The organism is Pseudonocardia parietis (genome assembly GCF_017876315.1).
GTDB lineage: Bacteria > Actinomycetota > Actinomycetes > Mycobacteriales > Pseudonocardiaceae > Pseudonocardia > Pseudonocardia parietis.
In genome coordinates this window covers 2,276,859-2,301,244 of record NZ_JAGINU010000001.1, presented here as the reverse complement: position 1 = coordinate 2,301,244, position 24,386 = coordinate 2,276,859, and the positions used below count along the sequence as shown (strand labels likewise).

Annotated in this window: 28 protein-coding genes; 16 read left to right on the top strand and 12 right to left on the bottom strand. The window is 71.8% G+C overall.

Annotation, left to right across the window (positions count from 1 at the left end; genetic code table 11):
- Positions 1-20 precede the first annotated feature (20 nt).
- The 4 genes from JOF36_RS10875 to JOF36_RS10860 are packed head-to-tail and all read right to left on the bottom strand — an operon-like array spanning position 21 to position 6,137.
- Positions 21-2,147: an acetate--CoA ligase family protein gene (locus tag JOF36_RS10875; protein WP_210026558.1), complete on the bottom strand. Its 2,127-nt coding sequence runs from the start codon at positions 2,145-2,147 to the stop codon at positions 21-23.
- On the bottom strand, positions 2,144-3,571 hold the full coding sequence (locus tag JOF36_RS10870; RefSeq protein WP_210026557.1) for an MmgE/PrpD family protein: 1,428 nt from the start codon (positions 3,569-3,571) through the stop codon (positions 2,144-2,146). The genes JOF36_RS10875 and JOF36_RS10870 overlap by 4 nt, the downstream gene beginning before the upstream one ends.
- Positions 3,568-4,716 (bottom strand): acyl-CoA dehydrogenase family protein, encoded by a 1,149-nt coding sequence (locus tag JOF36_RS10865; protein WP_210026556.1) that lies wholly within the window; start codon positions 4,714-4,716, stop codon positions 3,568-3,570. Before JOF36_RS10865 ends, JOF36_RS10870 begins: the two co-directional genes overlap by 4 nt.
- 59 nt (positions 4,717-4,775) lie before the next feature.
- On the bottom strand, positions 4,776-6,137 hold the full coding sequence (locus JOF36_RS10860; protein WP_307862312.1) for an MmgE/PrpD family protein: 1,362 nt from the start codon (positions 6,135-6,137) through the stop codon (positions 4,776-4,778).
- A gap of 226 nt (positions 6,138-6,363) precedes the next feature.
- Between JOF36_RS10860 and JOF36_RS10855 the strand changes: the two genes are divergently transcribed.
- From JOF36_RS10855 to JOF36_RS10840, 4 genes are read left to right on the top strand one after another with little or no spacing between them, the layout of a single operon-like run.
- Positions 6,364-7,065 (top strand): GntR family transcriptional regulator, encoded by a 702-nt coding sequence (locus tag JOF36_RS10855; protein ID WP_210026554.1) that lies wholly within the window; start codon positions 6,364-6,366, stop codon positions 7,063-7,065.
- Between the two features lie 8 nt (positions 7,066-7,073).
- A complete protein-coding gene (locus JOF36_RS10850) occupies positions 7,074-8,324 on the top strand; it encodes an MFS transporter (RefSeq protein ID WP_210026552.1) in 1,251 nt (416 codons plus the stop codon).
- Between the two features lie 9 nt (positions 8,325-8,333).
- The gene (locus tag JOF36_RS10845) at positions 8,334-8,681 is read left to right on the top strand and encodes a DUF3140 domain-containing protein (RefSeq protein ID WP_210026550.1); all 348 of its coding nucleotides are present in this window, start codon (positions 8,334-8,336) and stop codon (positions 8,679-8,681) included.
- A gap of 1 nt (position 8,682) precedes the next feature.
- Positions 8,683-9,324, top strand: coding sequence for a UdgX family uracil-DNA binding protein (locus JOF36_RS10840; RefSeq protein ID WP_210026549.1), 642 nt, complete (start codon positions 8,683-8,685; stop codon positions 9,322-9,324).
- Between the two features lie 7 nt (positions 9,325-9,331).
- Here JOF36_RS10840 and JOF36_RS10835 read toward each other — a convergent pair whose 3' ends face one another.
- Positions 9,332-9,778 carry a DUF421 domain-containing protein gene (locus tag JOF36_RS10835; RefSeq protein WP_210026548.1) on the bottom strand — a complete coding sequence of 149 codons (447 nt, stop codon included), beginning with the start codon at positions 9,776-9,778 and terminating at the stop codon, positions 9,332-9,334.
- Positions 9,779-9,792: 14 nt separating this feature from the next.
- Positions 9,793-10,308, bottom strand: a complete 516-nt coding sequence (locus tag JOF36_RS10830) for a hypothetical protein (protein ID WP_210026547.1) — start codon at positions 10,306-10,308, stop codon at positions 9,793-9,795.
- A 124-nt stretch (positions 10,309-10,432) separates the two neighbouring features.
- On the opposite strand from JOF36_RS10830, the gene JOF36_RS10825 reads away from it, so the two are divergent.
- From JOF36_RS10825 to JOF36_RS10800, 6 genes are all read left to right on the top strand, one after another.
- Entirely contained in the window at positions 10,433-10,768 is a 336-nt protein-coding gene (locus tag JOF36_RS10825; RefSeq protein ID WP_245350785.1) for a hypothetical protein, read from the top strand.
- Between the two features lie 12 nt (positions 10,769-10,780).
- The gene (locus JOF36_RS38825) at positions 10,781-11,137 is read left to right on the top strand and encodes an alpha/beta hydrolase (RefSeq protein WP_210026546.1); all 357 of its coding nucleotides are present in this window, start codon (positions 10,781-10,783) and stop codon (positions 11,135-11,137) included.
- A 51-nt stretch (positions 11,138-11,188) separates the two neighbouring features.
- Entirely contained in the window at positions 11,189-11,758 is a 570-nt protein-coding gene (locus JOF36_RS10815; RefSeq protein ID WP_210026545.1) for a flavin reductase family protein, read from the top strand.
- Between the two features lie 28 nt (positions 11,759-11,786).
- On the top strand, positions 11,787-13,361 hold the full coding sequence (locus JOF36_RS10810) for a 4-hydroxyphenylacetate 3-hydroxylase family protein (protein WP_210026544.1): 1,575 nt from the start codon (positions 11,787-11,789) through the stop codon (positions 13,359-13,361).
- A gap of 158 nt (positions 13,362-13,519) precedes the next feature.
- Positions 13,520-14,032 carry a hypothetical protein gene (locus JOF36_RS10805; RefSeq protein WP_307862311.1) on the top strand — a complete coding sequence of 171 codons (513 nt, stop codon included), beginning with the start codon at positions 13,520-13,522 and terminating at the stop codon, positions 14,030-14,032.
- 51 nt (positions 14,033-14,083) lie between these two features.
- Positions 14,084-14,578, top strand: a complete 495-nt coding sequence (locus tag JOF36_RS10800; protein ID WP_210026542.1) for a flavin reductase family protein — start codon at positions 14,084-14,086, stop codon at positions 14,576-14,578.
- Positions 14,579-14,663: 85 nt separating this feature from the next.
- On the opposite strand, the gene JOF36_RS10795 is transcribed toward JOF36_RS10800, so the two are convergent.
- The gene (locus tag JOF36_RS10795; protein WP_210026540.1) at positions 14,664-15,200 is read right to left on the bottom strand and encodes a hypothetical protein; all 537 of its coding nucleotides are present in this window, start codon (positions 15,198-15,200) and stop codon (positions 14,664-14,666) included.
- 301 nt (positions 15,201-15,501) lie between these two features.
- Between JOF36_RS10795 and JOF36_RS10790 the strand changes: the two genes are divergently transcribed.
- The gene (locus JOF36_RS10790; RefSeq protein WP_210026538.1) at positions 15,502-16,020 is read left to right on the top strand and encodes a hypothetical protein; all 519 of its coding nucleotides are present in this window, start codon (positions 15,502-15,504) and stop codon (positions 16,018-16,020) included.
- A gap of 174 nt (positions 16,021-16,194) precedes the next feature.
- On the opposite strand, the gene JOF36_RS10785 is transcribed toward JOF36_RS10790, so the two are convergent.
- On the bottom strand, positions 16,195-16,947 hold the full coding sequence (locus tag JOF36_RS10785; RefSeq protein ID WP_210026536.1) for a class I SAM-dependent methyltransferase: 753 nt from the start codon (positions 16,945-16,947) through the stop codon (positions 16,195-16,197).
- Positions 16,948-17,097: 150 nt separating this feature from the next.
- Positions 17,098-17,220: a hypothetical protein gene (locus JOF36_RS40050; protein WP_281071270.1), complete on the bottom strand. Its 123-nt coding sequence runs from the start codon at positions 17,218-17,220 to the stop codon at positions 17,098-17,100.
- A 140-nt stretch (positions 17,221-17,360) separates the two neighbouring features.
- Between JOF36_RS40050 and JOF36_RS10780 the strand changes: the two genes are divergently transcribed.
- Positions 17,361-17,780, top strand: coding sequence for a PPOX class F420-dependent oxidoreductase (locus tag JOF36_RS10780; protein ID WP_210026534.1), 420 nt, complete (start codon positions 17,361-17,363; stop codon positions 17,778-17,780).
- A 181-nt stretch (positions 17,781-17,961) separates the two neighbouring features.
- A complete protein-coding gene (locus tag JOF36_RS10775; RefSeq protein ID WP_210026532.1) occupies positions 17,962-18,153 on the top strand; it encodes a hypothetical protein in 192 nt (63 codons plus the stop codon).
- On the opposite strand, the gene JOF36_RS10770 is transcribed toward JOF36_RS10775, so the two are convergent.
- Both JOF36_RS10770 and JOF36_RS10765 read right to left on the bottom strand, forming a co-directional pair.
- Complete coding sequence (locus tag JOF36_RS10770; protein WP_210026530.1) at positions 18,125-19,399, bottom strand: MFS transporter; 1,275 nt, start codon at positions 19,397-19,399, stop codon at positions 18,125-18,127. The two genes, JOF36_RS10775 and JOF36_RS10770, sit on opposite strands and share 29 nt — an antisense overlap.
- A gap of 6 nt (positions 19,400-19,405) precedes the next feature.
- Positions 19,406-20,296 (bottom strand): dihydrodipicolinate synthase family protein, encoded by an 891-nt coding sequence (locus JOF36_RS10765; protein WP_245350784.1) that lies wholly within the window; start codon positions 20,294-20,296, stop codon positions 19,406-19,408.
- Positions 20,297-20,402: 106 nt separating this feature from the next.
- On the opposite strand from JOF36_RS10765, the gene JOF36_RS10760 reads away from it, so the two are divergent.
- The gene (locus JOF36_RS10760) at positions 20,403-21,734 is read left to right on the top strand and encodes an aminotransferase class I/II-fold pyridoxal phosphate-dependent enzyme (RefSeq protein ID WP_210026526.1); all 1,332 of its coding nucleotides are present in this window, start codon (positions 20,403-20,405) and stop codon (positions 21,732-21,734) included.
- A gap of 108 nt (positions 21,735-21,842) precedes the next feature.
- Here JOF36_RS10760 and JOF36_RS10755 read toward each other — a convergent pair whose 3' ends face one another.
- Positions 21,843-22,745 (bottom strand): helix-turn-helix domain-containing protein, encoded by a 903-nt coding sequence (locus tag JOF36_RS10755; RefSeq protein ID WP_210026525.1) that lies wholly within the window; start codon positions 22,743-22,745, stop codon positions 21,843-21,845.
- 164 nt (positions 22,746-22,909) lie between these two features.
- Between JOF36_RS10755 and JOF36_RS10750 the strand changes: the two genes are divergently transcribed.
- Together JOF36_RS10750 and JOF36_RS10745 are read left to right on the top strand one after the other, a co-directional pair.
- Positions 22,910-23,749, top strand: a complete 840-nt coding sequence (locus tag JOF36_RS10750) for an IS5 family transposase (protein ID WP_210024799.1) — start codon at positions 22,910-22,912, stop codon at positions 23,747-23,749.
- 139 nt (positions 23,750-23,888) lie between these two features.
- Complete coding sequence (locus JOF36_RS10745; protein WP_210026524.1) at positions 23,889-24,263, top strand: cupin domain-containing protein; 375 nt, start codon at positions 23,889-23,891, stop codon at positions 24,261-24,263.
- Positions 24,264-24,386: the final 123 nt, after the last annotated feature.

Below are 24,386 nucleotides of genomic sequence, written 5' to 3'. Positions count from 1 at the left end.
TCATGGTCGGGCGGGCCCGATCAGGCCTCGTGGGCCTGCTGGACCAGTGCGTCGAGCGCGACCGCCCCGCACCCGCGCGGGCGCACCGCGACCGGGTTGATCTCGGCCTCGACCACGTCGGGGCGGGTCACGGCGAGCCGTGAGACGGCGACGACGGTGTCGACGAGCGCGTCGAGGTCCCCGACGGGTCCTCCGCGGAACCCCCGGGCGATCCGCATCGCGGTCACCTCGTCGATCATCTCCCGAGCCACCTCCGGGGTGACCGGTGCCAGCCGGAGCGTGGAGTCGTCGTAGAGCTCGGCGTGGATCCCGCCCGCCGCGAGCACGACGAGCGGCCCCACCGACGGGCTGACCCGGTAACCGACGAGCGCCTCCACGACCGCGTCGTCGACCATCTCCTGCACGAGGAACTGCTCGAGCCGGATCGTGGGGTCGTGCGCGGCGACGTTGGCGGTGATCCTCGCGACGGCGTCGGCGACGCCGCCGGCATCGGCGACGCCGAGCACGACCGCGCCGGCGTCGGACTTGTGGGGCAGCCGGTCCGACAGCGCCTTCACCACGGCGGGGTAGGTCGGCTCCGCCGCCGGGGCCCCGGTGTCGTCGCAGGTCGTCGCGGCGGGGAAGCGCACCCCGAGCTCCGCGAGGACGCGTGCCGACCCGGCCTCGTCGAGCGTGTGGCCCGCCGGTACGGCGGCGCCTGCGATGCGGGTGCCCAGCACCTGCGGGTCGACCGGGCGGCGGGCGAGCGTCGCGGCGACCGCCTCCGCACAGGCCTCCGCGGTGCGGAACGCCGGCACACCGGCATCGTTGAGCATCCGGAGCGACTCGAGCGCGTCCGGGAGTGCCCAGGCCGCGATCGGGACCGGACCGTCGCCCGCGGCCTCGGCGATCGCCCGCACGGCGAGCTCCGGGTTGAGCCGGGCCGACGAGCCGATCACGAAGAGCACCAGGTCGAACTCGCCGCTGGAACGGAGCACGTCGAGGGCGCCGAGGACGAGGTCGTGGCGGGTGCCGGCCAGCGTCAGGTCGACGATGAGGTTCTCGGCGACCTCGAGCCCGAGCCCCCCGAGGCCCTCGAACACCGCCGGGCTCGGCCGGGCCACGGTCACGCCGCGGGTCTCGAGCTGGTCGACGAGGATCGCGGCACCACCCCCGGTGGAGGTGATCACCGCGATCCGGTCGGCCCGGGTGGCGCCGGGGCTGCCGATCCGGCGCTGCAGGGCCTCGGCCTCGATCAACGCCTCGAAGTTGTCGACCCGGGCGAAGCCGCAGGCCCGGAAGAACGCGTCGGCCTCGTCGTCCTCACCGGCGAGCGCACCGGTGTGCGAGACCGACAACGCGGCGGCGGCGTCGCTGCGGCCGAGCTTGTAGACCGTGACCGGCCGGCCGCGCTCCGCGGCGGCCGCCGCGAACCGGGCCAGCGGCCCGGCGTTCTCCATCGACTCCACGAACAGCGTGTACGAGCCGATCTCGGGGTCGTCGAGGGTCGCCTCGCAGATCTCGCCGAGGGTCAGGTCGACCTCGGAGCCGGTGGAGACCAGCCCGGCGAAGCCGAGCCCGCGGGCCTTCGCCCGGGTCATCAGGGCGCCGATGACGCTGCCGGACTGGGAGGCGACGAACGAGGGCCCGACGGGGAGGTCCGTCTCCGCGAAGGCCGCGTTCGCGGTGAGCAGCATGCCGGTGCGCGGGTTGACCACGCCGATGCTGTTCGGCCCGACGACACGCACTCCGTACCGGTGCGAGATCTCGAGCAGCTCGGCCAGCCGCTCCCGGCCCTGCGGACCGCCCTCGCCGAAGCCACCGGACAGGATGGTCACCAGCGGCACACCCGCCTCGCCGCACTCGCGGACCGCATCGACCACCCGGGCGGTGTCGGTCACGACGAAGACGTGGTCGGGCACCTCCGGCAGCGAGGCGATGTCGGGCCAGGCCCGCTCACCGAGCACGGTCTCGCGGCGCGGGTTGATCGGGTACACCCCACCGGTGAACCCGGCCTCGCGCAGGAACCGCAGCGGGCGCGCGGTGGTCTTCCGCGCGTCGTCGGACGCACCGATGATGGCGACGGAGCGCGGCGCGAGGAGCGCTCGGCCCACCTCGGCCCGGGTCGCGCCGGGGGTCCCGGCGGGCCGGTCGGTCAGCTGGGTCATGCCGCACCCCGGCAGTACTCGTCGGTGCGGGCGACGACGTCGAGCGAGGTGAACGCCCAGAGCTGCCCGGCGAGCGCGGTCGCGGCGTCGCGGCCGATCACCGGCGTGGCGAGCCGCACCAGCTTCGCGGTCATCTCCTCGTCGCTCACCGGGTTGCCCGGCTCGCCGTAGGGCAGCGGCACGCGCTCGGTGAGCTCGCGGCCGTCGTGCAGGGCCAGCGTCACCACCGCGGTGCGCAGCACCGGGTAGTCGGCGTCGGCCTGCTCGTCGGCGCGCACGTGCACCCGGCCGACCAGGTCGAGCACACCGGCGTCGCGGCGGGCGTCCGGGCCGAACTCGGTGAGCCCGACCTCGTCGTGCACCAGCGCGGTGGCCACCGCGAACGGGATGCTCATCTGGGCGTCGAGCAGCGCCTCCACGGTCGTACCCGCGTGGTGCGAGGCGACGGTGTAGGTCGCGACGTCGACCCGCGCGACGTCGGCCGCGCCGATCCCGTGCGCGGCGCGCAGCGCGCGCACGGCGTCGATCGGACCGTGCAGGTGCCGGCAGGACGGGTAGGGCTTGACGTAGGAGTCGAGGACGACCCACCGCTCGCCGAGCCCGTCGAGCAGGGTGCCGGCGTCGAAGCCGCCGTCGGCGAACGCCTCGACGTAGCCGTGCGGGGTCTCGAGGATCGGTCGCGGGCCGGTCACGCCGGCCGCGGCGAGCTCGACGCTGACGATCGCGTCGCGCGCCGCCTTGCCCGGGTGCACCCGCTTGACCTCGGCGTCCTTGCCGAGGAACGCGAACAGACCGCCGGCGTGCGACGCGGCGATGCCGAGCGCGTCGTGCAGCCGGTCGGCATCGAGGCCGTGCAGCACCGCGACACCGCAGGCGGCGCCGACGACGCCGGTGAGCGGGGTGTTGTGGAAGTGGTTGCGCCAGGTGGCCGGGTGCCCCGCGGCGGCGAGCCGGGACACGGTCTCGAGGGCGACCGCGAGCGCACGCATCGTGGTGGGGGTGTCGCTGCCGCGGGCCTCGGCCGCCGCGAGCACGGCCGGGAAACACACGCTGCTCGGGTGCACGCTGCCGGGCGTGTAGCCGTCGTCGACCTCGAGGCTGTGCGCGCTGGTGCCGTTGAGGAACGCGGCGCCCGGTGCCGACACCCGGCCCAGGCCGACCGCGGTGGCGGCGCGGTCGGTCACGCCGTAGGTGGCGGCGACGTGAGCGGCGATGGCACGGGCGACGTCGGTGGCCGAGCCGGGGATCACGGCGGCCATGTAGTCGACGAGCAGCCGGCGCACGTGGTGCTCGACCTCGGGCGGCAGCGCGGCCTGCTGCGCGGCGACCACCCAGTCGACGAGGACGTCGGTCGCGCCGTCGAGCCCGCGCGGCGGGGCCGCGCTCTGGGGGGTGCCGGTCTGCGGGGTGTCGGTGACGCTCACGTGGCAGCTCCCGCACGCTGGTCGAAGCGCCGGCCGAAGATCGAGCCGGCGATGGTGTTCTTGAGGATCTCGGCCGAGCCGCCTGCGATCATCCAGCCGCGGGTGCGGCGGACGATGTACTCCAGCGGGTACTCCTGGCTGTAGCCCGACGCACCGAAGATCTGCATCGCCTCGTTGGCGACCGCGAACGCGGTCCGGTTGGCGTGCAGCTTCGCGATCGCGGCCTCGGTGGCGTCCGGGGCTCCGGCGTCGGCGTTCGCGACAGCGCGCAGCAGCAGCATCCGGGCCGCGTCGAGCTCCACCTTCATCTCGGCGAACTTCCACTGCAGGCCCTGGAACTCGCAGAGGTCCTTGCCGAAGGACTTGCGGATCTTCGCGTGCTCGACGGCCCGCTCGTAGGCGGTCTCGGCGAGGGCGAGCGCCCGCGAGGCGTTCCCCATCCGCTCGACGCCGAAGATCGACAGCATCTTGCCCAGTGCGCCGCTGTCGGCGAGCACGTACTCCTTGGGAACCCTGCACTCGTCGAAGAACAGCTGGCAGTGCGACTCGCCGCTCATGTGCAGCTCGCGCTTGCCGCGGGTGAAGCCCGGGGAGTCGAACGGGACGAGCACCGCGCCGATCTCACGCGAGGACGGGCCGAACCGGCACCAGACCACCGAGTGCGTCGCGTCCGGGCCGTGCGAGTTCCAGCACTTCTGGCCGTTGAGCACGACGTGGTCGCCCTCGTAGCGGGCGCTGGTGCGCAGGTCGGTGAGCGCGCTACCGGCGTCGGGCTCGCTCATCCCGGCCGTGACCAGGGCCTCGCCCTTCAGGAACAGCGGGAGCACCTCGTTGCGGACGTGCTCGGAGCCGAACTTCGCGACCTGCCGGATGGCGCCGAAGTTGCTGGCCTGCAACGCGTCGGCGCTGTGCGGGCACACCTTGGTGATCGCCATCATCACGAGCACGGCGTCGAGCAGCGAGGCGCCCTGGCCACCGAGCTCGACGGGGAGGGTGAGGCCGGTGAGGTCGTGCTCGGCGAGCACCTTGAGGGAGTCCCAGGCGAACTCGGTCCGCTGGAAGGCGTGCGGGCCGAACTCCCGCTCGGCGAGCTTGGAGACCGACTCCACGAGCGTGGTCTGCTCGGGGGTGAGGCCGAAGTCCATGGTGATGGTTCCTTCTCGTCGTTCGTCCGTGGTGCGTGAGGGAGGTCGGGCAGCCCCGGTCAGGGGACGGTGGTCCGGTCGCGGAGCGCGTCGTAGGCAGCCGCCGCGTCGAGTCCGGGCAGCTCGGTGGTCAGCTGCCAGAGGCCGTCGGCCGTGCCGCGGGGGTCGGGCAGGCCGGCCGTCTGGAGGCAGCCGACGAGCTTGCGGTCGACGACGTCGCGCCCCGGCCGCGCGTCGCCGGTGCCGGGCATCGGGGCCTCGGCGGTGTCGCGGCGGCCGTCCGGGGTCTCCAGCTCCACCCGGGCACCGGCCATCACGGTGCTCTCGGGGAGGTCCTGGCGGACCTCGATACGGGCGGCGACAGCGGCGATGTCGGCGCGGCCGAGGTCGCCGCGCAGGGTGGTGAGGTCGTAGCGGCCGGTCACCCACAGCGCGGCGAGCTGCCACGGCAGCGAGAACTGGGCGTCGACGAGCGGGGCGCCGCGGTCCTGCCACGGGCGGGCGACCAGTTCGTAGGCGGCGCCCGCGGGCAGGTGCGCGACCATGCGATGCAGCGCGTCGGGGCCGGGGTGCCGGGCGTGCAGCTGCTCGCCTGCGGCCAGCGCGGCGTGCGTGTAGCGACAGGCGGGGTAGGGCTTGAGCGCGACCGCGTCGAGCTCGACCGGCCCGGCGAGCAGGTCGGTGAGCCGCAGGTCGGATCCGGGCAGGACGCCGTACGCGCCGCCGAGCCACCCCGCAGGCCCGACGACGCCGGCGCGGGCCAGCGAGGCGGCCGTCAGTCCGTGGGCGGCGGCGAGCCCGGGCTGGAGCCGCTTGGCGACCGACCCGTCGACCACGGCCTGCCTGCTCGACGGGGCGAGCGCGGCGCCGAGGCAGAGCGCCACCGCGTTCTCGGTACCGGCCTCGTCGAGCCCCCACACGGTCGCCGCCGTGGCGGCGGCGGCGAGCGCACCCAGCCCGGCGGTGCGGATGACACCGTTGCGGGGGCCGACGAGGCGGGCCAGCCGGGAGAAGAGCTGCACCCCGGTGGCCAGGCCGTCGAGGAACCGCTCCCCCGGCGCCGGCGCCGTCGCCAGGGCTGCGAGGGCCGCGGGCACGACGACGGTGGCGGTGTGCACGACGCCCTCGTCGTGGGTGTCGTCGAAGTCCCAGGCGTGGATCAGCGTGGAGAGCGCGGCGGCGGCCTGCGGCGCGGCGAGGCGCAGGCCCGTCCAGGGGACGGCGACCTCCCCGGGCGACACCGCTGCGAGGCCCGCCAGCACCGGCCGCGCGTCGTCGTTCGCGGCGCCGGCCGCGGCGAGGCCGGTGGCGTCGACGAGCAGGTGCACGAGCTGTTCACGGTGCCCCTCATCCAGTCCGGACCATCGGCCGGGCGTGCACGTCGTGTCGGCACGGCTCCTGGTCGCTGCACTCCGGGTCACCGGGTCACCCCCTGCTCTGGTCGGCGATTGCGACGCCTGATCGGTGACTGCTGTCACCCGCTCGGCGGCAACGAGGCAAACACGCCCGGGAGCACAAGGTCAATAGATTCTATCGAATCTACTAAACCGAACATGGAAAGTAGCGCCGTGCTAAGTTCGCACCCGTCCGCACCGTCCACGCGGCCGAACCCGAGCCGGGTGACCGAGAGCAGGAGCGCCGGAGCTGATGAGCGAGATGGACGCGCCACCCAAGAGCAGGACGACCTATGTGCTCGACCGGCTCAAGGCCGACCTCGAGCAGGGCGTCATCAACCCCGGTGACCAGCTACGGCAGACGGCGATCGCCAAGCGGTACGGCGTGAGCCCGACCCCGGTCCGGGAGGCGCTGCGCATCCTGGCCGCCGACGGGACGGTCGAGTACACGAGCCACCGCGGCGCCACCGTCCGCGACGTCACCCCGGAGATGGCTCGCGACCTCTACCGCATGCGGGCCGAGCTCGAGGGGCTCGCGTGCGAGGTGGCGGTCGAACGGATGACCGACGAGGGGTACGAGGCCGTCGTCGCGGCCAACGACCGGCTGGTGGCCGCCACCGCCGACAGTGCCGACCCGGCGACCCTGTCCGTGCTGAACAAGGACCTGCACTTCGCCATCTACGAGAGCACGTCCTCGGTCATGATCGAGGGCATCGCGCTGCTCTGGGCCCGGTTCAAGCCCTCGGTGACGTTGTGGGGGGTCTCCGAGTTCAGCCGGGCCCTCGACCACGACCACGTCGCGATCCTCGAGGCGCTCGCCCGCCGCGACGGCCCGGCGGCCCGGGCCGCCATGCACGACCACATCATGCACGCGTGGGAGCTGCGCCAGACCAGTGCGGAGCTGCGCGCCACGGGCCCGCGGAGCACGGACGTCTCCGGCTCCGAAGCCTCCTGATCACCCGGGTGCTCCGTTCGCGCTTCCGGCCACCCCAGCCGGCGTGGTTCCCCTGCCTCGTCCTCGCCACGCTGCTCTCGCACGCCGTGCTCAGCGGGGTACGCACGCTCGTCTCCTACCGTGCCCTCGCGCTCGGCGGCGACGCCCTCGCCGTCGGCCTCATCACCGCGGCGTTCGCGCTGCTGCCCCTGGTCGTCGCCCTGCAGATCGGGCGCGCGGTCGACCGTGGCCGTGGCGTCCTCGCCCTGCGGCTCGGCCTCGGGCTGACCGTCGTCGCGGTGTTCGTCGCCGCGGTCAGCCCGTCCCTGGCCGTCCTGACCGTCGCCAGCGCCGTCCTCGGCCTGGGCCACATGCTGCACACCGTCGCCTGCCAGAGCCTGATCCCGCTCTGGTCCCCACCGGCCACGGTGGACAACCGGTTCGGCCACCTCACGCTCGGGGTCTCCCTCGGGCAGCTCCTCGGCTTCCCGGTCGCCGGACTGGTGGCCACCCTCACCAACCAGGGCAGCGACGCCGGGCAGATCGCCACCACGCCTGCGCTGCTGGTGATGGGGGCCATGGCCGCGGTTGCGGTGCCACTGGCGTTCGGCTTCGTCCCGGCCAGCCGCGCCCGGGTGAGTCGCGCCGACGCGGCCGGGGCCCAGCAGTCCACTCGTGCGATCCTCGGAACGTGCGGCATGAAGCCCGCCATCTACTCCAGCCTGACCGTCCTCACCGGGATGGACCTGCTGATGGCCTACCTGCCGGTGCTCGGTCAGGAGATGGGTCTCGGCGTCGGGACGGTCACGGCCCTGCTGACGGCGCGGACGGTGACCTCGGTGATCGCCCGCGCCGCGATGCCCGTGCTGGTGCGCGTCGCAGGGCGCCGATGGCTCCTCCTCTCGGCCACGCTCGCCTCCGGCATCCCCATGGCGCTGCTCCCCCTCACCGACGACATCGCGCTGCTGACGGCGGCGATGCTCGTCGTCGGGTTCTTCTGGGGACTCGGGCAGCCGCTCACGATGTCCTGGGTGACGCTGGTCGCCGACCGGCGCAACCGCGCCGCCGCGCTGTCGGTACGACTGGCGGGCAACCGCATCGGGCAGGTCGTCGTCCCGCTCGCCGCGGGGGGCCTCGCCGGACTCACCGGCGGCGTCGGGGCGATCTTCCATGCCAGTGGCCTGCTACTGCTCTCCTCCGCCGCGTGCACCCTGGTGGCGACCCGGAACCTGCCGGATCGGCCCGGTCGTGAGGGCATCGACCCCGTCCCGCCCGGGTAGCCCGAGCCCATGACCGAACACGTCGACGACGCGCTGTGGGACGAGTTCCACCGCGTGGTGAACATGTCCGCCCGCCAGCTGGACGAGTGGCTGGCCACCGATGTCGCGGACGAGCACAGTGAGCCCGACCCGCACCAGCAGGCCGCTCCGGACGGCCGCCGGGTGCTGGGCATCCTGCGCAAGCGCCGGGGTGACCTCACCCGCGACGACGCGGAGACGATGCAGGCCGTGGTCGACCACGTGCACGAGGCCCGGCGCGACGACCTGGAACCGGTGGCCGGGCAGGCGGCGTGGCGTCGCCATCTCATGCGGATCGGGCACGACCCGCTCGAACCGCCCCGGGACCCCCGGACCTGACGTGGCGAACCAGGCCGAGGGAGCGCAGGCGTACCTGCCCGACGGCGGCGGGCTCACGGCGCTGCGGGAGGCGGTCGACGGGTGCCGGGGCTGCGCGCTGTACCGGGACGCGACCCAGGCCGTGTTCGGCGCCGGTCCGGCCGCCGCCCGGCTGCTGCTGGCCGGCGAGCAGCCCGGGGACGTGGAGGACCGGCGCGGCGAGCCCTTCGTCGGTCCGGCCGGCCGGGTGCTCGACGACGCGCTGGAGGCGGCCGGGATCGCCCGCGACGAGGTGTACCTGACGAACGTGGTGAAGCACTTCAAGTTCACCCGCGACGAGCGGGGCACCCGGCGGCTGCACCGCACACCGAACCGCACCGAGGTGGTGGCCTGCCGGCCGTGGCTGGATGCCGAGATCCGGGAGGTCGGGCCGGAGGTCGTGGTGTTCCTCGGCGCGACCGCGGCGAAGGCGGTGCTCGGCTCGCAGTTCCGGGTCACCCGCGAGCGCGGTCGCCTGCTCACGCTGCCCGACGAGCTGGGCGGCGACACCACCCGCTCGGCGTTGGCCACCGTGCACCCGTCGTCGGTGTTGCGCTCCGACCGCGAGCAGCGACGGGCCGCCTTCGACGGCCTCGTCGAGGATCTGCGGGTGATCGCCCGATGAGCGGCCGTCATCCCCGCTTCGGGATGACGCTGATGGCACCGGAGCGCTCCAGGATCGCGTAGTCGATCTCGTCGCCACGCCGTAAACCCTGGTTGGTCCGGGCCTGCTGCAGGATCTCCTCCATGCTGATGTGGTGGCGGCGCAGGGACTCCTCCAGCACGCGCCCCCGCTCGATCAGGACCACCGGGGTGCCGTCGAGGGTCCGGCCGACCCGGGGGAACCGCCAGCCGAGATAGTCGGCGACCCGGTCCAGACCGACCAGGGTGACGATCACGAGGACCGCCATCGTCACCGAGTAGTCCTCTCCGAGCAGTGCCTGCTGGGTGGCCTCGGAGACGATCAGCAACAGGACCAGGTCGAACGTCGTCACCTGCGCCATGGTCCGTCTGCCGATGGCCCGGAAGATGATCAGCAGGGCCACGTACACCAACGCCGCCCGCAGGATCGCGTCCATCTGCACTCCCTCCGTCACGGGTAGACGAGCTGCCAGAACTCGATCGGTTCCCCGCCCGGCGCGCCGACCGCCCCGCTCAGCACACCGACCTGGTCGGGGCGGGTCCGGAGCACGACGGTGATCGGGTCCGGCCCGCGGACCGGGAACGTCAGGAGCACGCGGTCGCCGACGCCGGTCCAGGTGACCGGTTCGGGCCGGACCTGCTGCACCTGCACGAGGGTGAGGTAGTTCGACGAGATCCACACGCTCGCGGTGCCGGGCCGGTGCGGGTCGGGCCGGACCTGCAGCTCCACGCTGGTGTCCCCGTAGTACCGCGCGAACCGCTCGTACTGCAGCTGGATCTGTCCCGAGGGGTCGCTCTGCGTCACCCGGCTCAGCGGGCCGGGACCGAACAGGCCCAGAAGCGCTCCGAGCACGATCAGGGCGAGGACCACCCACGCGACGCGCTGCACGACGACCGCCCGGTGCTGACGGGCGGGGTCCCGAGTGTCCTGCTCGTCGTTCTCGAGTTCCAGCTCCGACCCGCTCACCGCACCAGTCACCTGCCCACGTCCGGCAGCGCACCCGGCGCCGCGCCGCCCGCAGAGCTACCCCTGGTGCCGATCGTGAAACGCGCCCGGCGCCCGGTCGCTCAGACGGTGACCCAGTCCCTCGGTGCTCTACAACATGCCGTTGGCGATCGAGGACCACGTCGGCCTCTCCGCCGCGGCGATCCGGCACCTGCGGGAGAACGGCCGCGCCGTCATCGAGCCGACGCCCGACGCCGAGCGGGAATGGGTCGCCCACACCGACGAGCTCGCCCGGGCGATGCTGCTTCCCGACTCGCCGACATCCTGGTACCTGGGCGACAATGTGCTCGGCAAACCTCGGCGCGTTCTGGTCTACCTGGGAGGCGCACCGACCTACCGCGCCCGGTGCGCGGAGGCCGTCGCAGCCGGCTACGAGGGCTTCGCGATCTCCGACGGCGACCGCGCGCTCGCGCAGGCCTGAGAGGAGACCGCCATGGCACTCGACCCGGACGCCACGGCCCTGCTCGACGGCCTCGCCGCCCAGGGCTTCCGCTCCTTCGAGAAGATCGGCGTCGACGCCACCCGCACCGCCGTCGACTCGCTCACCGGGCTGCAGCGGCCCGCCCGCGACGTCGCCGGCCTGCCGCCGACGCTGGTCGTGACCACCGAGTACGACGCGCTCCGCGACGAGGGCGAGTCCTTCGCCGCGGCGCTGCACCGGGCCGGTACCCCGGTGACGTCCACCCGGGTCGACGGGCTCGTCCACGCTCTCTACTGGGCGTCCGGTGCGGTCGGCCGCAGCAGCGAGATCCACGAGGCCGTGCTGGAGCACCTGCGCACCTCACTCTGAGATCCGAGCTCCGAGCCGGCCGCGAGAACCGCCGCGAGACAGGAGAGATCAATGGCGATCGACCCCCGCGAGCTGCGATGGTGCCTGGGGCACTTCGCCACCGGCGTCACGGTGATCACCTGCCAGGGCGCCGACGGCGAACCGCACGGTGCGACGGTGAACGCCTTCACCGCCGTGTCGCTGGACCCGCCGTTGGTGCTGGTGTCCCTGGACCGCCGCTCGCGGCTGTGCTCGCTGGTCGAGTCCGAGCAGCGCCCGTTCACCGTGAACGTGCTCGAGGCGGGGCAGAAGGACCTGGCGCTGCACTTCGCGGGCCGCCCGGACCAGGAGGTCACCTGGCTGCCCGACAGCGCGTGCGGGGCACCGCGTCTCGACGGGGTGCTCGCACACATCTGCTGTACCCCGTGGCAGGCCTACGACGGCGGCGACCACGTGCTCTACCTCGGTGAGGTCCAGGAGTTCCTGATCCACGAGGGCGCGCCGCTGCTGTTCCACACCGGCAAGTTCCACCACCTCGGCGACGACCACGAACCACTGCTCTGGGACGACTCGGCCGACAGCCCGGACGGCCAGCTGTGGATCTCCCAGGCCGCCGCCGTCCACCGTCCCCGCCCGGCGTGACCCGCACCGATCACAGGAGGAGTCGACGATGGCCCTGCAGCAGGATTCCGTGCCCACCCCCACCGGGAAGGACGGGCACACCACCCGGCCCATGACCGGTGACGAGTACGTCGAGAGCCTGCGCGACGGCCGGGAGGTGTTCCTCTACGGCGAGAAGGTCGACGACGTCACCACCCACCCCGCGTTCCGCAACGCGGTCCGGATGACCGCCCGGCTCTACGACTCCCTGCACGACCCGGACAAGCAGGACACGCTCACGGTTCCCACCGACACCGGGAGTCCGGGGTTCACCCACCCGTTCTTCCGGACCCCGCACACCGTCGAGGACCTGAAGCGCGACCGGGACGCGATCGCCGAATGGGCACGGATGACCTACGGCTTCATGGGTCGCTCCCCCGACTACAAGGCGAGCTTCCTCGGGACCCTGGGCGCGAACTCCGACTTCTACGAGCCGTACGCCGACAACGCGCGCCGCTGGTACGTCGAGTCGCAGGAGAAGGTCCTCTACTGGAATCACGCGATCATCAACCCGCCGGTCGACCGGCACCGCCCGCCGGACGAGGTGTCCGACGTGTTCATGCACGTCGAGGAGGAGAACGACAACGGCGTGGTCGTCTCCGGCGCGAAGGTCGTGGCCACCGGTTCGGCGATCACCCACTTCAACTTCCTGGCCCACTACGGGCTGCCGATCAAGAAGCGGGAGTACTCGCTGGTCTGCACCGTGCCGATGGGCGCGCCCGGGATGAAGCTGATCTGCCGCGCGTCGTACGCCCAGCAGGCCAACGCCATGGGCAGCCCGTTCGACTACCCGCTCTCGTCCCGGATGGACGAGAACGACACGATCTTCGTCCTGGACAAGGTGCTCATTCCCTGGGAGAACGTGTTCATCTACGGGGACCCGGAGAAGGCCTCGACGTTCTTCCCCAGCTCCGGTTTCCTGCACCGCTTCACCTTCCACGGCGTCACCCGCCTCGCGGTCAAGCTCGACTTCATCGCCGGCCTGCTCATGAAGGGCCTGGAGGTCACCGGCACCAAGGACTTCCGCGGCGTGCAGACCCGCGTCGGTGAGGTCATCGCCTGGCGCAACATGTTCTGGGCACTCTCGGACGCGATGTGCGCCAACCCCGACGAGTGGGTCGGCGGCGCGAAGCTGCCCACACTCGACTACGGCCTGGCCTACCGCTGGTTCATGACACTCGGCTACCCACGGGTGCGGGAGATCATCATGCAGGACCTGGGCGCGTCGCTGATCTACCTGCCCTCACATGCCGCGGACTTCCTGTCCCCGGAGGTGCGCCCGTACCTGGACAAGTACGTGCGGGGATCCAACGGCTACGACGCCGTGGACCGGGTCAAGCTGATGAAGCTGATCTGGGACTCGATCGGCTCGGAGTTCGGTGGGCGCCACGAGCTCTACGAGCGCAACTACTCCGGCAACCACGAGGGCGTGCGCGCCGAACTGCTCTTCGCCGCCGAGCAGTCCGGGACCGCCACCGCGATGAAGGGTCTCGCCGAGCAGTGCCTCTCCGAGTACGACCTCAACGGCTGGACGGTTCCGGACCTGTTCGACTCCGTCGATGGGTCGGTCATCCCGCGCCGCTGAGCCCGGCCGGCCCGATGCCTGGTCCCGGCAGGACGGCCGGGTCTCGACGGTTGAAGCGGGGCCCGACCGGGAACCAGGTTGTGGTCCTCACGTCGGCGCCGTGCACGGGCACCTCGCGGCGGAGGACCGGAGATCCCCGGGATCGAGGTAGGTGGACCATGGCAGGGACGCGCACCAACCGTGGACGGAGCAAGGCCTGGCAGGTGCCGGTGCGGGTGGTCACCGGTGCGTTCATCCTCAACTCGGGGATGACCAAGCGCGGTGCCGACAAGGACACCGCCGCTCAGCTGCACGGGTTCGCCGCGGGTACATACCCGCAGGTGAAGGCCATCGGCCCGGAGCGGTTCGTGGCCTCGGTGTCGACCGCGGAGATCGCGTTGGGAGCGGCGCTGCTGGCCATCCCGGTGGTACCCGCAGTGGTCGCCGGCGCCGGGCTGACCGCGTTCTCCGCCGGCCTGCTGGGGCTCTATGCCCGCACCCCCGGCATGCGCCAGGAAGGCAGCATCCGCCCCACCGAGCAAGGCACCGCGGTGGCCAAGGACGTGTGGATGCATCGGCATCGGCGCCGCGTTGCTCGTCGACAGCCTGGTGGACCGCGCCGGCCGGTGAGCGGCTTCCGCTGCCCTGAGCGTCCGATATCGCGACAGTCCGGACGTCGGCTGCCGGGTTAGCGTCAACCGGCGAGCGCGGGCACCGAGGCCTGCGCCGGAGGGAGCCCCACGATGTCCGTGATCGAGCCGGTGACGGCCGGCGACCAGCTCCGCCAAGCGTTCGGCTGCTTCCCGTCGGGTGTGACGGCCGTATGCGCCGAGGTCGACGGCGTCCCCGTCGGTCTGGCCGCGAGCTCGTTCACGTCCGTCTCGATCGATCCGCCGCTGGTGTCGGTGTGCATGCAGCACAGCTCGACGACCTGGCCGACGCTGCGGGAACGGCCCCGGATCGGGCTCAGCGTGCTCGCCGAGGGTCAGGACGACGCCTGCGGTCGGCTCGCGAGCAAGTCCGGCGACCGGTTCGCCGGCACCGCGACGACCGTGGCCGATGACGGTGCCCTGTTCGTCGACGGGGCGACGCTCTGGCTCGACTGCACGATCCACGCCGAGGTCCCCAGCGGTGACCACGACATCGTGCTGCTGAACGTGCACGGGATACGAGCCGACCCGGCCACCCCTCCCCTGGTCTTCCACGGCAGCCGCTTCCGCCGCCTGGCCGCGATCTGACCCGAGCACCGGTTTCTTCCAGGTGGCGGCGAACACCCGAACCGGGATGGTGCCGCTCGAAGTCGCTTGCTCGACCGGCGGACCGTCAGTCGGTGGTGCCGTCCATGACACCGTCGCCGTCGAGATCGGCGCCGCACGCGACGGTGCCGTAGTAGGAGCTGTTCGGGTCGGAGCACTCGCCCTCCAGCCCGTCCCCACTGACCTCGTCGGCCCCGCTGTCGAGCTGCTCGAGGTACTCGCGCTGCGCCCGTTCCTTCGCCGCGTTGATCTCCGGGCAGTCCTTGTTGGTGATGTGGTTCGGGTGCGCCGGATCGTCCAACCTCGCGTCCGCCCACGGCTCGCACGTGTAGACCACGGCACCGACGGAGGAGTCGGGCTCCGGCTCCGGCTCGGGCTCGGGGGTGGGCAGAGGAAACTCGGGGATGACCCGCTCCGGCAGCGGCGGCGCCGGAATCAACTGGGCCGCATCCTGACCACCGACTGCAGCAGGCGCTGTTGCTGCGATCGGGGCGATCGCCGGGTCCGCGAACGACAGGCCCCCGGCCACGCAGAGCGCGACGACCAGCGTCGCCGGGACGACACCGCGCAGGACGGTTCGTTGGAGACGGCGGTGCACAGCCATCGTGCGAACCCCCGACTGACCTCGGGACCGCCCGATGCGACCCGTTCACCAGGGCAATCGGAGCGACCGAGTCACCGTTAATCGTCCGAGCGGCGCTTCATCGAAACAGATGACGAGCGGACCCGGAGGGAACCCCAGAGGGCTGACCCGACGCGATCCCGGGGGTTGAGGCCGCGTCTGCGGGGGACGGCCACCTGTTCCCGCAATGAGTGGCACGCCATTGTTCAGGAGCCGGAAAGAACACATCCGGACCGGCACGTCCTGCACCCTCACATCGGAGAAACCAGTGAAACTCGCGCGCATGGCGACCCGACTCACCGTTGGGTCACTGCTGGCCGGAAGCCTCGCCCTCGCAGGCACCGGCGGAGCCGCATTCGCCGCAACTCCCTCGCAGGAACATTCCGTTCAGATTCTCGCATCGACGCAGGTCGCCGATACGGTCTCGGCGGCAGGATGCGTCAAGAAAGACGGAACGGCCCGGTCCGGCCGGCGGGTGGGAAGCAACCCCGTCCGGTTCGACTATCCCGATGCGCCGTATGTCGGGGCGCGCTACGACAGCTGCCGTGGGGAGATCACCGTCTATTACGGCGGATACACCGGAAACACCCACTACAACGTGATGGTGAACGGCAGGCAGAGCGAGGTCGGGCCGGGAGAGGCGAAGAAGAGGACCATTCCTGTAACCCCCGGCAGCTTCGTATCCGCCCAGGTGCAGTCGTGTGAACGCGGTCGGGTGGTCACCCGCTGGCCGCTCCCGCCCATCCGTGAGCGCTCGACCTGCACCCGGTTCTCGCCGACCGTCACAGTGCAGGCCCGCTGACCAGGAGGTTCGGATCAGGCTGCAGCACGTCCAGCGCCTGCTCGGTGGTGCGCGCGGGAGTGCTGCCGGTGTCGATGTAGCAGGTGATCACCGATTCGGAACGGATCCGGCCACGGATGGCCGGCCTCCATCCGAATCCGTGATCAGCTGCCTACACGCCGTCGACGGCGGTCGTCAGCGCGGCGTCTCCTTGCGGCGCGCGCGGATCACGGCGTCCACTCCGGTGCCGGCCGCCTTCCGCCGGCGTTCCTCGGCCGTGACGAGGTCCCACTCGTCGGAGGCGAGCGCGGCGCGGGCCTGCTCGACGGAGACCTGCACCTGGCCGGCAGCAGCTGTCTCGGCGCCGGTGGCGGGGTCGATCGACCGGTGGCCGACCAGGAACAGGATGCCGCCGGGCGCCACTCCGGAGGCCATGCGCTGCACCATCTCCTCGACCGATCCTGCACAGTGGACGTAGATGCAGGTGACGAGGTCGAAGTGACCCTGCTGCGGTGTCCAGGTGGCCAGATCACCCTCCGCGTAGTCGATGCGTCCGGCTACGTCGGTTCCGGTCGCCTCGGCCGTCGCCCGGACGTGTGCCAGCGCGGTCGGGGAGAAGTCGAGCGCGGTGACCGTCCAGCCGCGCGCGGCGAGCCACAGCGTTTCCGCCCCGTGCCCGCAGCCCGCATCGAGCGCGCGCCCCGCCGGCAGATCGCCCACCTCGGCGATGAGATGGGGGTTCGGTGGCATCCGCGCGACCTTGTCACCGTGTTCGCTCAGGACCCCGGACCAGCGTTCGTCCCAGGACTCTCGATCCATTGTCATGTCCTCGACCACCTCCGCAGACCATTTTGCAGTCATCGCCGACCGGCGACCCGGCCGGTCGCGACACGTGTGGGCGGCGCGTCCTCGCGCGGTGGGTTCAGGTCGGTCGGCCGGTGCGGTCATGCGTCGTCACCTCCGGCGCGGACGGCACGCCGCTCGACGCGCGTGACCGTGCCCTGCCCCCGGCAACACTGTGCTCGGTCAGCGACGCCAGGACGGCGGCGAGGATGAGCAGCGCGCCCACCACGACGGGAACCCGGGCGGCGAACCCGGTCAGCGCGCCGGCCGCGGCGCGAACTCGATGCGTGCGGCCAGCGTGGCGGCGAAGAACGCGGCGTTCAGCGCGCCGCCGATCCCGTAGGCCGCGACCGCGACACCGAACCCCGGGCTGAGCACGACCGCGACCATCCCGAGCACGACGGTGGCGGCGAGGACTCGCGTCAGTCAGAAGCGGCCCGCTGGTTCGAGGAGTTCAGCGTCGTCGATGCTCGATACTGTGTCGCGACCATGCCCGTGTTCCGCCGAGGAGCCGTTCGATGTCCTTCTCCGCTGATGAGATCGCGTATCTGAGCGCGAACGGAATGGGACGGCTCGCGACCGTCGACAGCCACGGCCAGCCTGACGTCGTGCCGGTCGCCGTCGAGTTCGACGGTTCGGCGTTCTGGGTCGGCGGTGGCGCCACCGTCACCGCCACCCGCAAGTTCCGCAACCTCGAAGCGGGCAACGTCAAGGTTGCGCTGGTCATCGACGACATGCCGTCGTTCGAGCCCTTCATCGCACGGGGTATCCGCGTCTACGGCCGCGCCGACGGACCCGTCGACCGTGTTGGCATGGTCGGACCCGGGTCCTACATGCGGATCGTCCCGACCATCTCCTGGAGCTGGAACATGGCCGGACTGCCCATCGGCGAGAACGGATTCGAGCCCACCCGCACGGTGCACGCCTCGTCGGCTTGATCGTCCTCGAACGCGAGTCGACCAAGCACGGACGCTCTACCGCCGGCGCACAAGGCCGACCACCCGTCGACTACCTGAACATTCCTCGGTGGCTCTCAGCCAGGCAGGGCGCCGACAGTAGTGAGGCCCCCGCCTTGACCGGGGTCGTGGCGGGGGCCTCGTTTCGTGCGCCGACTGCGACGTGCGTGACTACCCCGGTTGTCGGCGCACAGACCAGGGGAAAGGGTCAGTTGGTGGCCCCGACCTCTCGGCTGAAGCCTGCGAGGCGGCCCAAGGCATCGGTACCGGCGTCGGTATCGCGCTGATCCTCGGTGTGTGGATCACGGTCGACTTCATCCTCGGGATCACCTATCTGATCTTCCGCAAGAAGTAGCCGCGTACGGCACGCCGCTCGATGCGCGTGCCCGTGCTCTGCTTCCAGCAATACGGTGCTCGGTCAGCGACGCCAGGACAGCGGCGAGGATGAGCAGCGCACCCACCACGACCGGGACCCGGGCGTCGAACCCGGTCAGCGCGCCGGCGAGCGCGGTGCCCGCGGATGCTGACGTGATCTTCAGTGCGGCGACCCAGATGAACACCTGGCCGCGGGCGTGCTGCGGTGCGAACTCGGTTCGCGCGGCCAGCGTGGCGGCGAAGAACGCGGCGTTGAGCGCGCCGGCGATCCCGTAGGCGGCGATCGCGACACCGAACCCCGGGCTGAGGACGACCGCGACCAGCCCGAGCACGACGGTGGCGGCGAGGACCCGCATCAGCCGGTCGGGGTCGCCGCGCAGCGGGCGCACCATCACCACGACCGACCCGGCGAGGTTCCCGGCGCCATAGGTGGCGGTCAGCACGCCGGCCGCGGCGGCACCGACGCCGAACACCGTGGTCAGCTGGACGGCGGTGACCGGTAGCGCGGCCATGCCCAGCGCGACGATCATGGTCAGGTAGCCGGTCCGGCGCAGTCGGCCGTGGCGCGCCATCAACGCCAGCGTCGGCCATGGACGGGGAACGGCGCCGGTGTCTCCTCCGTGGGCGGGCGGACTGAACGGCAGCCGCAGCACACACACCGACGCGACCAGCACCGCCGCCGCGAGCGCCAGCAGCGCGGCGGCCGGGGACAGCCACCCGGACAGTGCCGCGACGACCGACGGGCCGACCGTCCCGCCGATGCCGTAGGTGGCGACGTCCCAGCCCTGCGCCCGGCGCTGGGTGCGCTGATCCGGGCCGACGATGGCCGGCAGCCGGCTGCTGATCCCGCCGGTCAGCAGCGGACCGCAGAGACCGGCCGCGGCGACCAGCACCCCGGTCACCACAGCCGGCACCGTCTGCCAGGTCAGTACGGCCGCGGCGAGAGTCACGGCGTAGAGCACGCACGCGGTGGCGATGACCCGGCGTCCGTCGGCGGCGGTGTCGACGCGGCGGCCCACGAACGGGCCGAGCAGGTGCGGTGCGGTGATGCAGGCGGCGAGCGCGCCGGCCAGCAGGCCGGATCCGCCGTCGGCGGTGACGAGCAGGACGATGCCGACCACCGCGCCCGCGTCACCGCATCGGGCCAGCGCCGCGGCGACGACGTAGCGCGCCAGCCCGCCGGCCGCGGCCTCACTCTCGGCAGTGGACGGTTCGGAGCAGGACACGGCCGGTCAGTGGCGCGCCAGGACCGGCGCGAGCCGCTCCACGACCTGCTCGACGCGACGCCGGGCCCCGTCCGGAAGCCCCTGGAGCGGCTTGGGCAGGTTCGCCGCACCCACGAGACCCATCTGCTCGGCGATCGCCGAGACCACCCGCAGGCTCCCGAACTCGCCGAACAGTTTCCACAGTGGAGCAAGTTCGTCCGAGATGGACGACGCCGTGGCCGGGTCGTCGCGCTGGGCGGCGCGGGTCAGCGCGAGGCACACGTCCGGCCACAGTCCACCCAGGACGCTGTACCAGGCGTCGCAGCCGGCGAGCAGCCCGCCGGCCGCTGCGGGGTCACCGCTGACCCCGATCGTCACGTCGGAGGGGATGTGGGAACGCAGGTGCTCGACACGCTCGCGGGCTCGCTGCGGGTCCGCGGGCGTGGCCGGGATCTTGATCGACGCGACTCGGGGCAGTGCGGCGATGCGGCCGTGCAGCTCGTCGCTGAAGGTGAAGTGCGTGGTGCCCGGGTTGTCGTAGACGACGAGCGGGACCGACAGCGTCGCCGTCACGTCGGCGTAGAGGTCGAAGACCTCCTCGCCGGTCAGCGGCTGGTACGACATCGGTGCCAGGAGCACCGCACTCGCCCCGGCCGCCTGGGCGTCCTCGGCGTGGCGCAGGACGTCCACGGTGCGCAGTGCGCCGATCCCGACCATGACCGGGGTCCGGCCCGCGGCCCGGACCGCCACTTCGGCCACCCGGCGCCGCTGCTCGCGCGTCAGGTAGGCGTAGCTGCCGGTCGATCCCAGCGCCCCGATCGAGTCGACCCCGGCCCGGTCCAACCGCGCCACGATCTCGGAGAACGCCGACTCGTCGACGTCAGTCTCGCTGACCGGGGTCAACGGAAACGCGCTCAACCCTGTGAACACCTCTGCGGGCTCCTTCCTGCACGACGCCGTATGTCACGTGACGTAGACGCTAGGACGTCGACCGGCTTTTGTCACATGACATAAGCTGGGAAGCATGGCCGGAGTGCGTATCAGCGGGGGCACCGCCGCCGAGATCGCGGACAGCATCCGCGACCTCGTCGGTGCGGGTGACCTGCGGCCCGGTGACCCGGTGCCGCCGATCCGGGACCTGGCCCAGCAGCTCGGTGTGCATCGCAACACGGTCGCCATGGCCTACCGCACGCTCGCCGGCGCCGGCCTGGCCGAGACCCGCGGGCGCGGTGGCACCCACATCCGCGTCCTGCCCCGCTTCGACGCGGACCCGTCGCCGCACCAGCCGGCCGACGAGCACTCTCCCGGCCCCGACCTCGTCGACCTGGCCGGCGGGAACCCCGATCCGGCGCTGCTCCCCGACATCGCCGCGGTCGTGGCTCGCCTGGACTACCGCACCGCGCTCTACGGCAGCCCGACCGTGAACCCGCGCCTCGCCGAGTGGGCACTCGACACGATGCCCGCGTTCCCGGACCGGCCGCCGTCGATCTCGGTCACCCACGGCGCCGTCGACGCCGTCGACCGGCTGCTCGGCGCCCACCTCACCCGCGGCGATCTCGTCGCGCTCGAGGACCCGTGCTTCTACGCCAGCGAGGGCACGGTGCGGGTGAACGGGTTCCGTGCCGCCCCGGTCGACCTCGACACCGCCGGAATGCGCACCGACTCCCTGCGCACCGCACTCGACGCCGGTGCCCGCGCCGTCATCGTCACCCCCCGCGCGCACAATCCGACCGGGGTCAGCCTCACCGCCGAACGGGCCGCCGAGCTGCGTGACCTGCTCGCCGGCTATCCGCACGTGCTGGTCATCGAGGACGACCACTTCTCGGCTGTCTCCCGCCGCCCCTTCCACCGCATCACCCCGTCGACGACGCGGCACTGGGCGCTGGTCCGTTCGGTCGCGAAGTTCCTGGGCCCCGACATCCGGGTGGCCGCCGTCGGCTCCGACCCCGTCACCGCCGAGCTGCTCGGAACCCGGCTACGACCCGGCGCGACGTGGGTCAGCCACCTGTTGCAGCAGGTCGCGGCCGAACTGCTGACCGCCCCGGACACACCCGAGCTGCTCCGACGGGCCCGGAACGCCTACTCGGGCCGCACCGACCTGCTGCGCGACGCGCTCGCCGCGGCCGGGATCGACACCCCGTTCCCCACCGACGGACTCAACATGTGGATCCCCGTCCCACGCGACCCGGTACCGGTCGTCGCAGCCCTGCGCGACGCGGGCTGGTCGGTCCGGGACGGCTCGTCGTTCCGCACCCGCACCGACGACGGGCGCCACGGGATCCGCGCGACCACGTCCCGAATCACCCCCCGCGAAGCCGAGGCCTTCGCCGACGCCGTCGCCGACGTCCTGCGCTGACGGTCTCCGGTCCCACTCACCTCGGCCGGCGCTGCACGGACTCGCAGGCACGCCTGGCACAAGCGCCGGTTGGCTGTCGGGGTCTGCCGTTGATCTCCGGGGATGCTGTCACTTCCCTGCGCCTGCCGAGCGCCATCCCGTCGACCCGTCGCCGGACCGACCGTGCGGTATGCCCTCCGGAAGGTCGTCGGGCTCTTGAGCGGATGTCTCCCTCTCGAGCCCGGGCTCATACCGGTCGCGGAACAGTGACGCGGGGGTGTATCCCGCCAGTCCCTTCAGGTCGCGGGCGAGGTGCGACTGATCGGCATACCCGCAGCGCGCCGCGACGTCGGCGACCGCCGTCCCCGCCACGATGGCCTCGATAGCAGGCGTCAGGCGCATGAGCATCGCTGCCCGCTTGGGAGTAACCCCGATCTGGGCGGTGAACCGCGACCACAGGCGCTTGCGGCTCCACCCCGTCTCCGCCGCAAGGTCACCGATCCGGCGATGGCCGGCGTTCGCGACGAGCTCGCGCCAGACGAAGGCCACCTCCGGGTCGACGGAGCGGTTCGTGTGGAGTTTGTCGGCGAGCGTCGCGCGGAGCTCACTGAACCGTTCCTCCCATCGGTCGGTGCCCGCCAATGCTGCACGGATCCGGTGGGCCGTGGCACCCCACAGGTCCTCGATGCTGACGACCGTCCCGGCGAGCTCCGCGACTGCGCCGTCGAGGACGGAGTGCGCCGCGAGTGGTGAGAGGTGGATGTCCACACAGACCAGATCCCGACCGCGTACCGGCACCGAGTTGACTCCCACCCCGCTCGCGATGCCGGCCGCCACCGAGCGTGTCCGGTCGATCCGCAGCTCGCCGTCGATCACCAGCACGATCGTCAGCCCCGGCTCGGGCAGCACCCGCATGTCCAGGCCGTGCCCGGCAAGGTCGCGGTAGCCCACCAGCTCCACGCCCTCGTACTCGGGCCGGTCGGCTGAGCGGAGGACCTGCCAACCGCCGACCTGGTCAGCGCGAAGAACCATGGCAGGGCTCGATGTCGCCGGTGCCGGTCCGGGGTCGGGATCGGCCGGCCGGGCAGAGGTGGATCGGAGTGCCGAAGAGCTCGAAGGGTGATCCTTCAGAGCGTGTTTGAGAAGCGTCGGCGTGTCTGCGGGACGCGAGGGTGGATTGAGTCCACGGTGGATGGGTGGCTCGACGGAGGAAGCGGTATCCCTCGGACACCAGCGATGAGCAGTGGGCGCTGATCGAGACCCTGCTGCCCGCGCCTGGGTCGGGCGGGCGGCCGGAGAAGCACCCGCGCCGGGACGTGGTCGACGCGATCCTCTACGTGGTACGCGCTGGCTGCTCCTGGCGCGCCCTACCAGCTGATTTCCCGCCGTGGCAGACCGTGTACTGGTACTTCAACCGGTGGGAGCAGCAGCGGGTCACCGAGAAGATCCTCCCGATCGTGCGTAGACAGCTCCGAGCAGCCGAGGGGCGTGACCCTGAGCCGAGCGCGGGGATCATCGACTCCCAGAGCGTGCGTGGCGCCGATACCGTCGGCCGCGACTCCCGCGGCTACGACGCCGGGAAGAAGGTCAACGGTCGCAAACGATTCATCGTCACCGACACCCTCGGGCTGCTGCTCACGGTGATGGTCTGCTCTGCCGGGCGTCAGGACCGCGACGGCGCCAAGACCGCCCTGCTCGGCGCCTACTTGGCCACCACGGTGCGATTCGTGTTCGCCGACGCCGGGTTCGCCGGACGCCTGGTCGACTGGGCGCAGACCATCGTGGGCACCACGATCGAGATCGTGCGCAAACCCGCCGGTCAGCGCGGTTTCGTCGTCATCCCACGACGCTGGGCGGTCGAACGCAGCCTGGCCTGGTTGACCGCCCACCGTCGCTTGGCTCGCGACTACGAACGTCACCGGGCGACCTCCGAGGCGATGATCCGTTGGGCCGCGATCAACACCATGACCCGCCGCCTCGCCCGCGGCGGACCTGCCACCCGACAGCAGCGACGCACCTTCACCCAAACAAGTTGATCTTCTCAAACACGCTCTCAGAGCAGGCTTCGTGCATACTCCGAAAGTATCTGAAGACCGCGGACAGGGGGGCGCGCAGATCGGCGTCGCGGAACATTCGTACAAGACCTGCGGGTGTACGACACCTGACCATGGGGCCATGCGAATCCACGACCCCGTCGCCATCGCCAGAGACCTCTCACCATTCGACTTCCAGGAACTCGCCCCGTTCAACGGCGCCGCGTTCTGCATGTACTACGGCGATCAGCTCGACCAGTCCGACTGGGAACTGCACCCCGATACCGACGAGCTACTGATGGTCCTGTCCGGCAGCGTCACCGTTGAGATCCTCACCGGCACCACCGACCGCTATCACTTGCCACTCGCCGCAGGTCAGTTCGCGATCGTGCCCAAGGGCCACTGGCACCGGCACATCGAGGTGGACGACGTCGTAGAGATGTTCTACACGCCGGGCGCCACCATCGACTCCACAGCCGACGACCCTCGCACGGTCCACGTCGCAGCCGACCCGTGAATGTCCGATTCCGGTCAGCAACTCGACCGTCGCGCCCGGAACGCTGCAGTACTCGGCGGCGGATGAGGATCGCCATCTCTGGTCTTCCTCGCCGAAGATCACCAGCAGCGGCTTGCCGAGGGC